This window comes from Streptomyces sp. NBC_00285 (assembly GCF_036174265.1).
Classification (GTDB): domain Bacteria; phylum Actinomycetota; class Actinomycetes; order Streptomycetales; family Streptomycetaceae; genus Streptomyces.
Genome location: NZ_CP108055.1, coordinates 8398426 through 8412497, shown reverse-complemented (window position 1 = coordinate 8412497; position 14072 = coordinate 8398426). Strand labels below are relative to the sequence as shown.

The 14072-nt window shown below is 71.3% G+C and carries 12 protein-coding genes; 6 read left to right on the top strand and 6 right to left on the bottom strand.

Annotated features, from left to right (window positions below):
• Window positions 1–164: 164 nt before the first annotated feature.
• The 3 genes from OHT57_RS38580 to OHT57_RS38570 are packed head-to-tail and all read left to right on the top strand — an operon-like array spanning window position 165 to window position 3275.
• Complete coding sequence (locus OHT57_RS38580) at window positions 165–1316, top strand: ABC transporter substrate-binding protein (RefSeq protein ID WP_328751430.1); 1152 nt, start codon at window positions 165–167, stop codon at window positions 1314–1316.
• A 58-nt stretch (window positions 1317–1374) separates the two neighbouring features.
• Window positions 1375–2622, top strand: a complete 1248-nt coding sequence (locus tag OHT57_RS38575; RefSeq protein WP_328751429.1) for a sensor histidine kinase — start codon at window positions 1375–1377, stop codon at window positions 2620–2622.
• Window positions 2619–3275, top strand: coding sequence for a response regulator transcription factor (locus OHT57_RS38570; RefSeq protein WP_328751428.1), 657 nt, complete (start codon window positions 2619–2621; stop codon window positions 3273–3275). Before OHT57_RS38575 ends, OHT57_RS38570 begins: the two co-directional genes overlap by 4 nt.
• 4 nt (window positions 3276–3279) lie before the next feature.
• Here the strand turns inward: OHT57_RS38570 and OHT57_RS38565 are convergent, their stop codons facing one another.
• Window positions 3280–4071 (bottom strand): ANTAR domain-containing protein, encoded by a 792-nt coding sequence (locus tag OHT57_RS38565; protein WP_328751427.1) that lies wholly within the window; start codon window positions 4069–4071, stop codon window positions 3280–3282.
• A gap of 132 nt (window positions 4072–4203) precedes the next feature.
• Between OHT57_RS38565 and OHT57_RS38560 the strand changes: the two genes are divergently transcribed.
• Window positions 4204–4548 carry a helix-turn-helix transcriptional regulator gene (locus OHT57_RS38560; protein ID WP_328751426.1) on the top strand — a complete coding sequence of 115 codons (345 nt, stop codon included), beginning with the start codon at window positions 4204–4206 and terminating at the stop codon, window positions 4546–4548.
• A 348-nt stretch (window positions 4549–4896) separates the two neighbouring features.
• Entirely contained in the window at window positions 4897–6543 is a 1647-nt protein-coding gene (locus OHT57_RS38555) for a purine-cytosine permease family protein (RefSeq protein ID WP_328751425.1), read from the top strand.
• A 76-nt stretch (window positions 6544–6619) separates the two neighbouring features.
• Here OHT57_RS38555 and rox read toward each other — a convergent pair whose 3' ends face one another.
• Window positions 6620–8056, bottom strand: a complete 1437-nt coding sequence (gene rox, locus OHT57_RS38550; protein ID WP_328751424.1) for a rifampin monooxygenase — start codon at window positions 8054–8056, stop codon at window positions 6620–6622.
• A 358-nt stretch (window positions 8057–8414) separates the two neighbouring features.
• On the opposite strand from rox, the gene OHT57_RS38545 reads away from it, so the two are divergent.
• Window positions 8415–8987: a dihydrofolate reductase family protein gene (locus tag OHT57_RS38545; protein WP_328751423.1), complete on the top strand. Its 573-nt coding sequence runs from the start codon at window positions 8415–8417 to the stop codon at window positions 8985–8987.
• A gap of 99 nt (window positions 8988–9086) precedes the next feature.
• On the opposite strand, the gene OHT57_RS38540 is transcribed toward OHT57_RS38545, so the two are convergent.
• From OHT57_RS38540 to OHT57_RS38525, 4 genes are all read right to left on the bottom strand, one after another.
• Window positions 9087–10106 carry a hemolysin family protein gene (locus OHT57_RS38540; protein WP_328751422.1) on the bottom strand — a complete coding sequence of 340 codons (1020 nt, stop codon included), beginning with the start codon at window positions 10104–10106 and terminating at the stop codon, window positions 9087–9089.
• Window positions 10103–11464, bottom strand: coding sequence for a hemolysin family protein (locus OHT57_RS38535; protein WP_328751421.1), 1362 nt, complete (start codon window positions 11462–11464; stop codon window positions 10103–10105). Before OHT57_RS38535 ends, OHT57_RS38540 begins: the two co-directional genes overlap by 4 nt.
• A 144-nt stretch (window positions 11465–11608) precedes the next feature.
• The gene (locus tag OHT57_RS38530; protein ID WP_328751419.1) at window positions 11609–12631 is read right to left on the bottom strand and encodes a hemolysin family protein; all 1023 of its coding nucleotides are present in this window, start codon (window positions 12629–12631) and stop codon (window positions 11609–11611) included.
• The gene (locus OHT57_RS38525) at window positions 12628–13953 is read right to left on the bottom strand and encodes a hemolysin family protein (RefSeq protein ID WP_328751418.1); all 1326 of its coding nucleotides are present in this window, start codon (window positions 13951–13953) and stop codon (window positions 12628–12630) included. The genes OHT57_RS38530 and OHT57_RS38525 overlap by 4 nt, the downstream gene beginning before the upstream one ends.
• Between the last annotated feature and the right edge of the window lie 119 nt (window positions 13954–14072).

Genomic DNA, 14072 nt, shown 5'->3' with positions numbered 1-14072 from the left:
GTCGTGACCGCCGGTTCAACCGATCGGTTGAACGCGGGTTCCACCGTCGGACGGCTCCTCGAACCGTACGGACGACGCGGTGCCGCGCGCACCCGCTGCAGACTGACAGTCGCCCCAGGCGCCGGGCCCTGAACGTCACCCCCCATCAGAGAGGTCCCCGCAGCGTGTCCAGCTTCCCCAGCAGACGACGTGTCCTCACCACCGGTGCCGGCGCGGCGCTCGGTCTCGGTGCGATCGGCGCCACCGCGACCTCCGCCTCGGCCGCCCCCTCCTCCCCCGCCGTACAGCACTCCACCGCACGCGAGGAGACCCGTACCCTCGACGAGCTCTACCGGGCCGCCCTCAAGGAGGGCGGGAAGCTCGTCATCTACGCCGGCGGCGACACCCCGACCCAGCAGGACGGCACGAAGGCGGCCTTCAAGGCCCGCTTCCCGGACATCGACCTGACGCTGATCGTGGACTACAGCAAGTACCACGACGTCCGCGTCGACAACCAGTTCGCGACGGACACCCTCGTCCCGGACGTCGTACAGATGCAGACCCTGCAGGACTTCGTGCGCTGGAACCGGCAGGGCCGGCTGCTGCGCTACAAGCCCGCCGGGTTCTCGAAGCTGCACCCGTCGTTCAGGGACCCGCAGGGCGGCTGGGTCGCGGTCTCCGCGATCGCGTTCAGCTTCCTGTACGGCACGGCCGCCGTGGGCTCGGACGCCCCGCGCAGCCCGCGCGACCTGATCGACCCGAAGTGGAAGGGCCAGATCGCCTCGTCGTACCCGCACGACGACGACGCCGTCCTCTACCTCTACTCGCTGTACGTCCAGAAGTACGGCTGGGAGTGGGTGGCCGCACTCGCCGCGCAGGACGTGCGGTTCGCGCGGGGCAGCAACTCGCCGGGCGAAGCGGTCTTCGGCGGGACGAAGGCGATCGGCATCGGCACCGCGGGCTCGGCGATCCCCTCCTCCACGTCCCCCGCGAAGTTCGTCATCGCCGACGGGCACCCCTTCATGGGCTGGGGCCAGCGCGCGGCCGTCCTCAAGCAGGCGAAGAACCCGACGGCCGCCAAGCTGTACCTCAACTGGCAGTTGTCCGCCGAGGTGCAGAGGAACTCCTTCAACGGCTGGTCGGTGCGCACCGACATCACACCCCCGGCCGGCCTGAAGCCACTGTGGGAGTACCCGAACGCCCACGTGGACGGCTTCCCCGCGTTCATGGAGGACCGCGCCCAGGTGGAGCGTCTGAAGCAGACCTTCGCCCTGTACTTCGGCGAGGTGAAGGGCGACCCCACGCCCGGCGTGCTGGGACTGCACCCCGGCGCCTGACCGCCCGCTCTTCACACCGCTCATACAGGCGGTGGCTAGACTCGGACCCCCTGTCCCGATGGATCTTTCGTTCAGGGGGTCCGGCGTGTACGACCACCACGCCCTGCGGCACGTCCCGCATCTCGTGTTCTTCGTCGTCGTCGCCTCCGCGGTGGTGCGGCTCGTCGAGCTGAACACCCCGCTGTGCTGGGACATCGTGACCGTCAACGCACTGCTGGCCACGACGTACGCGACCGGGCTGGCCCTGGCCGACAGGCTGGGGCCGCTCGTCCGGCACCTCTGGGTGGCGGCCCTGGTCGCGCTGTGGGCGGTGCTCCTCGCGCTCACCCCGCCCCTTCTGACCACCGCCTACGTCTGGTGTGCCGTACCCCTGTCCTGCGTGGCCCTGCGGACGCTCGGCCCCCGGGCGTCCACGGTCACGACGGGCGCCCTCACGCTCGTGCTGGTCGGTCAGCTGACCCGGAGCGCGGGCGGGTTCGACGCGGAGATGGTGCTCATCCCGGCGGCCGCCGTGTGGGGCACGGTCGCGCTGTACCGGGCCCTGCAGCGGGACGCCGTCGAGCGCCAGCGCCTGGTGGACGAGTTGCGCGGCACCCGTGACGTCCTGGCGCGGGAGCAGCGGCGGGCCGGTGTCCTCGGGGAACGCGAGCGCATCGCCCGGGACCTGCACGACACGCTCGCCCAGGAACTGTCCGGCAGCCTGATGCTGCTGCAGGCCGCCGAGCGCGACTGGGAACGACGTCCGGACACGGCCCGCACCCGGGTTCGCGCGGTCGCCGACGGCCTGGACGTGAGCCTCGCCGAGACCCGGCGGATGATCCGGGACCTCACCCCCTCCGTGGTCGCCGAGGAAGGCCTCGAAGGCTCCCTGCGGCTGTTGTGCCTGCGCGCCCAGCAGGACGGCACGGCGGCGCGCGTACGGTTCCGTTCGACGGGAGGGCACCGCCCCGAACTCGACGAACAGGCCGCCACCACGCTCTTCCGGGTCGCGCAGGGCATGCTGGCCAACGTGCGGGAGCACGCGCACGCGACCAGCCTGCTCGTGACGCTCCACCAGGGCACGGACCGCGTCGCCCTCGACCTGTGCGACGACGGCGTCGGCTTCGACCTCGCCCGCGTCGACGGCACGTCCGCCTCGGGCCGCGGCTTCGGGCTGCCGGCCACCCGGGCACGGCTGAGGGAGTACGGCGGTGATCTCGCCGTCGAGCCCGTACCGGGCCGGGGCACCCGGATCCGGGCCACCGTCCCCGCCCGCGCGCGCTCCGGCGCACCGCTGTCGCTGAGCCCGACGGCGGCGCTGCGGTGACGGCGGCCCCGCTGCGCCTGCTCGTCGCCGACGACCACACCGTCGTACGGGCCGGGCTGCGCGCCCTGCTGGAGGGCGAGCCGGACCTCGACGTGATCGCGGAGGCGTCCGATCCCGGCGAGGCCGTGAGCCTCGCGGTGGATCTCGCGCCCGACGTCGTCCTGATGGATCTGCGGTTCGAGGGTACGCGCCGGGGCAGCGAGGTGGCCGACGGCGTCGAGGCGGTCCGCGTGCTGGCCGCCCGGGCTCCGGGGCTGCCCGTGGTGATGCTGACCAGCTATTCAGGGCGCGCCGAGGTGGTGCGGGCGCTGGAGGCCGGGGCGCGCGGTTACGTGCTCAAGGCCGGACCGCCCGAGGACCTCTTCCGGGCCGTGCGCAGCGCAGCGGTGGGCGGGATGGGGCTCGCGCCCGAGGTCGTCGGGGACCTGGTCGGCCAAGTGGTCAGTCCTGCACCGGAGTTGACCCGCAGGGAACGGGAGGTCATCCAGCTGATGGCCGACGGCCACAGCAACCGCGCCATCGCCGATTCCCTGTACCTCAGCGAGGCGACGATCAAGACCCACCTGGTCCGCGTCTACCGCAAGCTCGGCGTCGAGAACAGGGCGGCGGCGGTCTCCGAGGCGGTACGGCGGGGACTGCTGGAACTCACCTAGGCGGTCAGGGCGAGGCGTCCTGGACCTCGGTTCCGGGCTCCCCCACCGCGATGGCCTCGGACGGGGCCGGGGTCTGACGCACCTTGGCGACAGCCACCGCCATCTGCTGCCGTACCTCCTCCGGAACCGCGGCTCCGTGGACGGCACCCACCAGGCCCCGGGCGAGCTGGTGCACCTTGGTGTTGGTGTTCTGGGAGGCGGTGACGAGCACCGTCCAGGCGTCCTCGGCGCTCAGTCCGAAGGAGGCCATCACGATGCCGCGGGCCACGTCGATGGCCGGCCGGGTCCGCATCGCCCGACGCAGCTGGGCCACCTCCAGGCGGAGCTCGTCGTCGACGTCCACGAGCCGGCTCGCGTCGTGGAGGGCGCGTACGGCCTCGGTGTCCGGGGGCGCCGGGTCGTCCGCGTACTCCGGTTCCTCCGCGTTCCGCGTTTCCTCCGCCACGAACAGCTCCCGGGCGCCGGTCAGGTCGAGCAGCCGTCCGACGGCAGGGCTGCACACCCGGACGGCGACGGTCTTGCCCTGGTCGAGGGCCGCCCGGCGCAGACCCAGCAGGACGTTGAGGCCCCCGCAGTCGCAGAATCCGACCTCGCTCAGGTCCAGGTCGACGCCGGTGGCCGAGCGGTCGAGGGCGGCGTGGAGCTCGGGCTGAAGCCACTCGGCGCCCACGTCGAACTCACCACGGCATGTGACGCCCATCCGGTCACCGGCCACCGCGGACTCGACCGTGGCCAGACATGGCGGACGCACGTCCCGCGCGATGAGGGGCTGCGCCGAGTGCGCAGGTTCCGGCATGGCCCTTCTCCCTAGTGTGCTCGGCTGCCTCTGCCACCCAGGCTCCCTTCCCGGCCCACATACGTCAACCAATACACGAAACTATGTTCAGGTTTTTTGATGCGCGAATCTATGGTCGGTAGAGTAGGGGACATGGATGGAGTTCCCGAGGCACACACCGGATGGACGTTCGTCACCAACCACGCACGCGTGCTGGCCGTGATCGCCGACGATCACACCGCCCGGATCCGCGACATCGCCGCACACTGCCGGCTCACCGAACGCGCCGTCCAGAAAATCATTTCCGATCTGGAGCAGGACGGGTATCTCTCGCACATCAAGGAGGGGCGCACCAACACCTACCGGATCGCCCCGGGCAAGATCCTGCGTCATCCGGCCGAGGCGGGTCTGACGGTGGCGTCCCTGCTGTCCCTGCTCGTCCGGGACGAGGCGGACCGTACGGTCTCCTCCGACGACAGGCCAAGCACCCGGGCCTGACCGGACCGCAGCGACCACCCGGCGCCTCGGGCGGCACTGCATACCGGATGTCCCGGGCGAGGCGCGTCGCCTCCAGTGCCCGCCGGACCAAGGTGATCACCGGCCGCCCCCTCACGCCCGCCCGCCCCACCCGCATGCCGGGTGAGCTTTCGGAAACGCCGCGTTCATGACAGCCCGGCCGCTCGGTAACAACCGCTTCCTAGGGTGACCCGCCGTGGGATCCACGTCGTATACAGGCCGCCGGGCAGCTGACGACGGCCCGGCGACCGCCCCCTCCTGCCGACGACGTCACGCGGGGTCCCCGCACGTGCCCCACCACCCGCTCCGAGCCCCACCGGGAGGCGTGACATGAGCACAACCGAGTCACGGTCGGCAACGGCAGACCCGACGACGTCCGCCGACCAGGCGGCCAACGAGACCCTGGAGGACTACACCCTCCGCTTCGCGCCCCGCAGTTACCGCCGCTGGACCCCGATGGTCGTGGCCACCACGGCACTCGGCGGCATCGCCTACATGGCCGACTTCTCCATCGGTGCCGGCATCGGCCTGGCCCACGGCACCGGCAACGCGCTCGTGGCGATCGCCGTCGCCGCCGTCGTCATCTTCGTCACCGGGTTCCCCCTCGCCTACTACGGCGCCCGCTACAACATCGACCTCGACCTGATCACCCGCGGCTCCGGCTTCGGCTACTACGGCTCGGTCCTCACCAGCGTCATCTTCGCCAGCTTCACCTTCATCTTCTTCGCCCTCGAAGGCTCGATCATGGCCCAGGGCCTCAAGCTCGGCCTCGGACTCCCGCTGTGGCTGGGCTACCTGGTCTCCACGCTGATGGTGATCCCGCTGGTCATCTACGGCATGAAGGCGCTGAGCAAGCTCCAGGTGTGGACGACCCCGTTCTGGCTGCTGCTGATGGGTGGCCCGCTGGTCTACCTGGTCTCCACCGACCCGGGCACCGTCGACCGTTTCCTCGCCTACGCGGGCACCGACGGCGACGGCGGCGTCAACACGGCCTCCGTGCTGCTCGGCGCGGGCGTGTGTCTCTCGCTCATCGCGCAGATCGGTGAGCAGATCGACTACCTGCGCTTCATGCCGCCCAAGACCGAGGCGAACAAGCGCAGTTGGTGGACCGCGGTCATCATGGCCGGACCCGGCTGGGTGGTGCTCGGCGCGCTGAAGCAGGTCATCGGCGTCTTCCTCGCCGTGTACATCCTCGCGAAGGTCGGCGCGGACGTCGCCCCCGAACCCATCCAGCAGTTCAAGGGCGCCTTCGACGCGATGATGCCGTCCTGGCTGGTGCTCCCGCTGGCCGTGGCTCTCGTCGTGATCAGCCAGATCAAGATCAACGTGACGAACGCCTACTCCGGCTCGCTCGCCTGGACCAACTCCTTCACCCGCCTCACCAAGCACTACCCCGGCCGCATGGTCTTCGTCCTGGTCAACCTGGGCTTCGCGCTCGCCCTGATGGAAGCCGACATGTTCAGCTTCCTCAACGACATCCTCGGGTTCTACTCGAACTGCGCGATCGCCTGGGTGGTCACCGTCGCCACCGACATCGGCATCAACAAGTACCTGCTCAAACTCTCCCCGCACGCCCCCGAGTTCCGCCGCGGCATGCTCTACGCCGTGAACCCGGTCGGTGTGGTCGCCTTCGTCGCCGCCTCCGGCCTGTCCATCGCCATGTACTTCCACGCCCTCGGCGACACCCTCCAGCCGTACTCCCCCGTCGCCGCCGCCCTGATCGCCTTCGTCCTCACCCCGCTGATGGCCGTCGTCACCAAGGGCAAGTACTACCTGCGCCGCACCGACGACGGCATCGACGAGCCGATGCTGGACGCCGACGGCAACCCGAGCGCGGTCACCTACGACTGCCACGTCTGCCGGCAGCCGTACGAGCGCCCCGACCTGGCCGCCTGCGCCACCCACGACGCGGTGGTCTGCTCGCTGTGCCTGAGCACGGACAAGGCGGGCGATCACGTGCTGCCCGCCACCGTCTGACACCACCCGGTACACGTCGGACCGCACCCGCGAGCGCCCGGGCAACCGGGCCTCGCGGGTCTGCGTTTCGTCGCGCTCAGGCGGCGGCGCCGAACCACCTGGGCAGCCGGGCGAGCAGTTCCGCCTGGTCCTCGCCCACCCAGGCGACATGGCCGTCCGGCCGCAGCAGTACCGCGGGCACGTCCAGTTCCTCGCTGCCGTCGACGACGTGGTCGACCCGGTCCGACCAGCCCGACACCGAGAGCCGCCCGGTCCGGTCGAGGAGCAGTCCGCGGCCGCCGTGCATCAGCTCGTAGAGGCGGCCGCGCTTCAGCGGAAGGTCCCGCAGGCGCCGGCCGAGCAGTTCATGGCCCTCGCCGAAGTCGTAGCGCACGCCGATCGCGGTGATCTTCTCGATCAGGTACCGGTTCACCTCGTCGAAGTCCATCAGCTGCGACAGCAGTCGACGCACCGCCCGTGGCCCCGGCTCGGTGGACAGCAGCTCCATCTGCGCGCGGGTGTTGCTCAGCACGTCGGCGGCCACCGGGTGCCGTTCGGCGTGGTAGCTGTCCAGCAGTCCTGCGGGCGCCCAGCCGGCCACCTCGGCGGCCAGTTTCCAGCCCAGGTTGAACGCGTCCTGGACACCGAGGTTGAGGCCCTGCCCGCCCACCGGCGGGTGGACGTGTGCCGCGTCGCCGGCCAGCAGCACCCGGCCGACCCGGTAGCGCTCCGCCTGCCGGGTGGCGTCGCCGAAGCGGGACAGCCAGCGCGGTGAATGGACCCCGAAGTCGGTGCCGGCGACCGCCCGCAGCTGTCGCTTGAACTCGTCGAGGGTCGGCGCGACCGAGCGGTCCTGCGCCACCCCCTCTGCGGGCACGACGACGCGGTACAGCCCGTCCCCGACGGGCCCGAGGCCGAACCGCTTCTGGGTGCGGCGGATCTCGGTCACCACCTTGCTCACCGTCTCCGGCGGCACACCGACCTCCATGGCGCCGAGCAGTGTCTCGGCCCGGGCGGGTTCGCCGGGGAAGCCGACACCGAGCAGCCTGCGCACCGTGCTGCGGCCGCCGTCGCAGCCGACGAGGTAGCGCGAACGGAGCCGGGTGCCGTCGGCGAGTTCGGCGTTCACCCCGGCTCCGGCCCCGTCGCCGTACTGGCTCAGCGCGACCAGTTCGCTGCCGCGCCGGATCTCGGCGCCGAGCTCGACGGCACGCTCGGCCAGCAGCCGGTCGGTGGTCGTCTGAGGGAGGGCGAGGACATAGGCGTGCGCGCTGTCCAGCTGTCCCGGCCAGGGCTTGTCGATGGCGGCGAAGTAACCGCCGGCGGTGAACTGCCTTCCGTGGGCGAGGAACCGCTCCAGCAGCCCGCGCTGGTCCATCACCTCGATGCTGCGCACGTGCAGACCGAGCGAGCGGACGACCTCGGTCGGCTCGGCCGCCTTCTCCAGGACGACCACCCGCACCCCGTGCAGCCGCAGCTCGGCTGCCAGCATCAGTCCGGTCGGTCCGCCGCCGACGACGGTCACGTCGATCATCGAATCCCCCTCTGTGGACACGAGCCGCCCCACCGCGCTCATCGTCTGTTTCCGCAGGTTGCGGCCTCGGACGAGGATTGTGCGGCACCACCGGGGCCTTGCCGCAAGGCCCCCCGTCAGCTATACGTTGAGGAGGGCAAGGAGGTCGCGACCTCCCTGCCCTCAGTCATGTGCCGGTGAGTCGCCGTCGTCGTCCCGGCTGGGCGAGATCCAGATGGCTGCCCGCGCAAGCGCCGTCGAACAAGAGGCAAACAGGCTCACGTGAGCCGTTGCCGCTGCGATGCCCGATGAGTAATGCCGCCATGCCGGGTCTACAGCACGGTTGAACCAGGCCGGATCGAACCCACAGGAGGTCGAAGTGTCCGCATCAGTGCTCGACATGTCGATGTCACTCGACGGATATATCGCCGATCCAAACGATTTTCTGGGCGGCGACGACGGCGAACGACTGCACAAGTGGGCCGGCCCTGAGGACGAGTCCGGCCCGCCGTCCGGGCCGGTCTCGCAATTCCAGGACGAATGGAACACAGCCGGTGCGGTGCTCGTGGGACGACGCACTGCCGAGCTCATGGATCACTGGGGCGGTGATCACGGTGGTCTCCCGATCTTCGTGCCCAGTCACCGCCCGCCCGGCCCCGCCGCCCGTTGGGGCTATCCGTTGGTGACCTACGTGACCGACGGGATCGAAAGCGCGATGGCACAGGCCAAGGCCGCCGCCGGGGACAAGGACGTGCAGGTGCGTGGCGCGTACACGGCGCAACGGGCGCTTGAGGCCGGGGTGCTGGATGAGGTGCAGATCCATCAGATCCCGGTGCTGCTCGGTGATGGCCGTCGCCTGTTCGACGTCCTGCCGTCGCAGATCGAGTTGGAGATCATCCGGGTGATCGACACGCCGGAGGCCACTCACATCCGCTACCGCGTCCGTCGCTGAGCCGGTCGACCAGCACCTTCTTGGTTGTGGGGTGGGTCGAGGTTGCGTCCAACCGTGATGCGCACTCCGTCGGTTGGCCGTGTCCGCGCGGAATCCGGATCAGGCCGACTGCGGCTGCAGATAGCGCGCCAGCAGGTCGTCCAGGGTCACCATGCCCGTGAGCGTGCCCGCCTCGTCGCGTACTACCGCCAGCGAGGCGCGGTTGCGGCGGAGCAGGTCGATCGCGTCGGCGACCTTGGTGTCCTGCGTCAGTTCCGGGACCGGGCGGGCCAGGGTGCGGGCGGTCCCGGTGCGGCCCCGGGCGCGGGCCACCAGGGCGTCACGGGCGTGCAGGGAGCCGAGAACAAGGTCGCCCTCGCGGACCAGCATGCGGGTGCGGTCGTGGTCGGCGGCCGTGCGCAGGATGGTGTCGAGGTCGGCGGTGCCGGCCACCGACGTGATCTCCGCGGTCGGGATCCGGAGCTCGCCGACCGGGGTCTCGGGCTCGGTGAGCGAGCGGGTGAGCAGGTCGGAGTCGGCCTCGCTGATCAGGCCGAGGCGCTCCGACTCCTCGACCAGGTGGGTCAGTTGCTCCCTGTTGTGCACCGCGGCCAGCTCGTCGCGCGGGGTGACCCGGCACAGCCGTACCAGTGCGTTGCTCATGGTGTTGAGCACCGAGATCAGCGGCCGGACGACCTTGACGACAGCTCGGAAGGGCGGTGCGAGCAGCATCGCGGAACGCTCGGGGTGGGCGATCGCCCAGGACTTGGGGGCCATCTCACCGAGCACCATGTGCAGGAACACCACGACGAACATGGCGAACACGAAGGCCACGCCGTAGCTGAGTCCGCTGGGCAGGCCCAACTCGTGGAGCAGTGGTTCGAGTTCGTGGGAGATCGCGGGCTTGGAGACCGAGCCGAGGCCCAGGGTGCAGACGGTGATGCCGAGTTGGGCGCCTGCCAGCATCAGGGACAGCTCGCGCATCCCGGCCAGGGCCGCCTTCGCGCCGCGTCGGCCCTGTGCCGCGGCCTTCTCCATGCGGTGCCGCTTGGCGGCGACCAGCGCGAACTCGGCGGCGACGAAGAACCCGCTGCCGATCAGCAGCAGGACGGTGACGAAGAGCGCCATGGGGAAACTCATGCCTGCTCCTCCGCGGGCTCGGACGCGGACCCGGACCCGCGTTCAGGCAGCCTCTCGATGCGGACCCGGTCCGGCACATGCCGGTCCAGGGTCCGTACGTCGATCACCGCGCGGCCGCCGAGGGGCAGGTCGACGGTGATCCGGTCCCCGATGGCGGGGAAACGGCCGAGTCGGTCCACGACCAGGCCCGCGACGGTGTCGTAGTCCTCCTCCTCGGGCAGGTGGACGCCGGTGGCGTCGGCGATCTCGTCGAGGCGGCGGCCCGCGTCGACCAGCCAGCCCGCCCCGTCGGGTACGGCGAGTTCGGTGACGGTGTCGGTCTCGTCGGCGATGTCGCCGACCAGTTCCTCGGCGATGTCCTCGTAGGTGACGATGCCGGCGATGCCGCCGTGTTCGTCGAGGACGACGGCGAACTCGTCGTCCCGCTCCCGCATCCGCTCGACGGCATCCGGCAGCGGAAGCGTGTCGGGGAGCAGCAGCGGGGTGCGGGCGAGGGTGCCCGCGGTGGCCCGGGCGAGCTCACGGGCGGGCAGGCGCATCAACTCCCGTACGCCCAGGACGCCGGGCACGTCGTCGGGGTGGTCGCCGAGGACGGGGTAGGTGGAGTGGCCGTGCTCGGCGATCAGGTCGATCGCCTCGGCAGCGGTGGCGTCCCTGCGGACGAAGACGGCGTCGACGCGCGGCACCATCACCTCGTCGAGGGTGCGCTCGGAGAACTCCAGGGCGTGGTCGAGGAGTTCGGCGGTGTCCTTGGGCAGCTCGCCCTGTTCGTGGGACTCGCCGATGAGGTGGCCGAGCTCCTCCAGGGTGGCGCCGTGGTGGAGTTCCTCGACGGGTTCGATGCCGGCCCTGCGGAGCAGTCGGTTGGCCGCGCCGTCGAAGACGTGCACGAGCGGGCCGACGACCTTGAGGTATCCGAGCGTGGAGGGTGCCAGGGCCTTCGCGAGCCGTTCGGGGACGGCGATCGCGAGGTTCTTCGGAGCGAGTTCGCCGAGGACCATCTGGACGACGGTGGCAAGGACGAAGGCCAGCACGACGGAGATGCCGCCGACGGCCCCCTCGGGGATGCCCGTCCCGGTCAGGGCGGGCTTCAGCAGCGCGGAGACCGACGGTTCGGCGATGAAGCCGACGATCAGGCCCGTGACGGTGATGCCCAGCTGGGCGCCGGAGAGCATGAAGGACAGCCGGCCCAGGACCTTGAGGGCGCGGGCGGCCTTCCTGTCACCGGCCTCGGCCTCGCGGGAGAGGGCGAGCCGGTCCGCGGAGACGTAGGCGAACTCCTGGGCGACGAAGTATCCGGTCCCCGCGGTCAGCAGGAACACGGCGAGCAGACCGAGGACGGCGCTGGTGGTACTCAACGCAGGGTCGATCGCGTCGGGCGGGAGTCCGTCGGTGGGGCGGACACGGGCTTGCTCCTTCGGTAGTGACGTGCAGTGTGTGAACGGCCGGGACGGGAACGGCGTTCCCAGATCTACCAGGCGCAGGGCGGGACCGCCCGCCGGTCACGCGGTCGCGGGGGCCGGTCCCACCAGCTCGGTCAGGACGTCCTCCATGGTCACGAACCCGAGGACGGCGCCCGCCTCCCCCGTCACCGCCGCCAGATGGCTCCCGCCGGCGCGCAGCGCGGTGAGGGTGTCGTCCAGCGGGGTGTCGATGCGGACCCGGGTGACCGGGTGCAGGGCGGCGCGCGGGAAGGGCTGGTCGCGGTCGGTGACGCCGAGGGTGTCCTTGATGTGCAGATAGCCCAGCAGGGTGCCGTCCGGGCCGGTGACGGGGAAGCGGGAGTAGCCCGCGTCCGCGGCCACCCGCTCCAGGCGGGCCGGGGTGACCGAGGCGTCCACGGTCACCATCTTCTGAGCGGGGACGAGGATCTCGCCCACGGGACGTGTGCCCAGCTCCAGGGCGTCCCGCAGTCGTTCGCCGTCGGCCGGTGAGAGGAGTCCGGCCTCGCTGGCGTCCACGACCATGCGGGCGAGCTGGTCGTCGGTGAAGACCGACTCGACCTCGTCCCTCGGTTCGACGCGCAGCAGCTTCAGCAGGGCGTTGGCGAAGGCGTTGACGCCGAACACGAACGGCCTGAGCGCGCGCGTCAGAGCGACCAGGGGCGGGCCGAGGAGCAGCGCGGTCGGCACGGGGGCCGCGAGGGCGATGTTCTTCGGGATCATCTCGCCGATCAGCATGTGCAGATAGGTGGCCAGGGACAGGGCGATCACGAACGCGATCGGGTGCACCAGGCCGTCCGGGACGCGGGCCGCCCCGAACCCCGGCTCCAGCAGGTGCGCGATGGCGGGTTCGGCGACCGCGCCCAGCACCAGCGAGGAGACGGTGATGCCGAGCTGGGCGGTGGCCATCATCGCGGAGAGGTGTTCCAGGCCCCACAGGGTCATCCGGGCCCGCTTGTGGCCGTCCCGCGCGTGGGGCTCGATCTGGCTGCGGCGCACGGCGATCAGGGCGAACTCGCCGCCCACGAAGAACGCGTTGGTCAGCAGGGTCAGGGCGCCGACGAGCAGTTGCACGGTGGTCATCGGGTGTCCTCCCCGGCCTGGGCCGGAGCCCGGGCGGGCTCCGGCGCGGTGATGCGGACGCGGTCGGCGCGGTGGTGGTCCACGTCCAGGACCTCCAGGCGCCAGCCGTCCAGGTCGAGGCCGTCGCCCCGGGCGGGGATCCGCGCGAGGCGGGTGGCGATCAGTCCGGCCACGGTTTCGTACGGCCCCTCGGGCGCCGTGAGGCCTATCCCGCCCAGCCGGTCGACGCGGACGGATCCCTCCGCCTCCCAGGCTCCGTCGCCGGCGGGCCGCAGGTCGGGGATCTCGACGGGGTCGTGCTCGTCGCGGACCTCGCCCACGACCTCCTCGACGATGTCCTCGACGGTCGCCACGCCCGCCGTGCCGCCGTACTCGTCGATGACGACGGCCATGGTGCGGTTGGCCCGCAGCCGCTGCAGGAGCAGGTCGGCGGTCAGGCTGTCCGGCACCAGCAGGGGTGCGGTGGCCAGTTCGGTGACCGGGGTGACGGCCCGCTTCCCGGGTTCCAGGGCGAGCACGTCACGGATGTGCACGGTGCCGATGACCTCGTCCAGGCTGTCGCGGTAGACCGGGAAGCGGGACAGGCCGGTGGCGTGGGTGAGGTTCGCGGCGTCGGCGGCGGTCGCGTGGGCTTCGAGGGCCTTGACGTCGACGCGCGGTGTCATGACGTTCTCGGCGGTCAGCTCGCCCAGGTGCAGGGTGCGCACGAACAGCTCGGCGGAGTCGGCCTCCAGGGCGCCCTCGGCGGCGGAACGCTCGGCCAGCGCCACCAGTTCCGCGGGGCTGCGGGCGGAGGCCAGCTCCTCGGCGGGCTCCAGGCCGAGGCGGCGTACGACACGGTTCGCGGTGTTGTTGAGGTGCCGGATGAACGGGCCGAAGACGGCGGTGAAGGCGCTCTGCGGTCCGGCCACCACCTTGGCGACGGCCAGCGGGCGGGAGATCGCCCAGTTCTTCGGCACGAGTTCGCCGACCACCATCAGCACGACGGTCGACAGGGCCACGCCCAGTGCGGTCGCCACCGGTGCGGCGGCGCCGCCCAGGCCGACGGCCCGCAGCGGGCCCTTGAGGAGCGCCGCGAGGGAGGGCTCGGCGAGCATGCCGATCAGCAGCGAGGTGACGGTGATGCCGAGCTGGGCGCCGGAGAGCTGGAAGGTCAGCCGGCGTACGGCCTGCAGGGCGCCCTCGGCGCCGCGCTCTCCGGCCTCGGCGGCCCGCTCCAGGTCACCGCGCTCGACGGTGGTCAGCGAGAACTCGGCGGCGACGAACACGGCGCAGGCCAGGGTGAGGAGGAGGGCCGCCAGGAGCAGCAGGATCTCGGTCACCGGGCCACCCCCGCTCCCCTGGTCGGGCGGCGGACGGCACGGTCGGTACTGGGAGGCTCACCCATTGCGGAACTGTGGCTCCTTCTCGTCGGTCGGGGACGTTCCACACAAGAGTAAAG

Coding starts and splice junctions, on each gene's coding strand:
- OHT57_RS38575 (WP_328751429.1), top strand. CDS start 1,375: ATGGATCTTTCGTTCAGGGGGTCCGGCGTGTACGACCACCACGCCCTG.
- OHT57_RS38565 (WP_328751427.1), bottom strand. CDS start 4,071: ATGCCGGAACCTGCGCACTCGGCGCAGCCCCTCATCGCGCGGGACGTG.
- OHT57_RS38560 (WP_328751426.1), top strand. CDS start 4,204: ATGGATGGAGTTCCCGAGGCACACACCGGATGGACGTTCGTCACCAAC.
- OHT57_RS38555 (WP_328751425.1), top strand. CDS start 4,897: ATGAGCACAACCGAGTCACGGTCGGCAACGGCAGACCCGACGACGTCC.
- rox (WP_328751424.1), bottom strand. CDS start 8,056: ATGATCGACGTGACCGTCGTCGGCGGCGGACCGACCGGACTGATGCTG.
- OHT57_RS38540 (WP_328751422.1), bottom strand. CDS start 10,106: ATGAGTTTCCCCATGGCGCTCTTCGTCACCGTCCTGCTGCTGATCGGC.
- OHT57_RS38530 (WP_328751419.1), bottom strand. CDS start 12,631: ATGACCACCGTGCAACTGCTCGTCGGCGCCCTGACCCTGCTGACCAAC.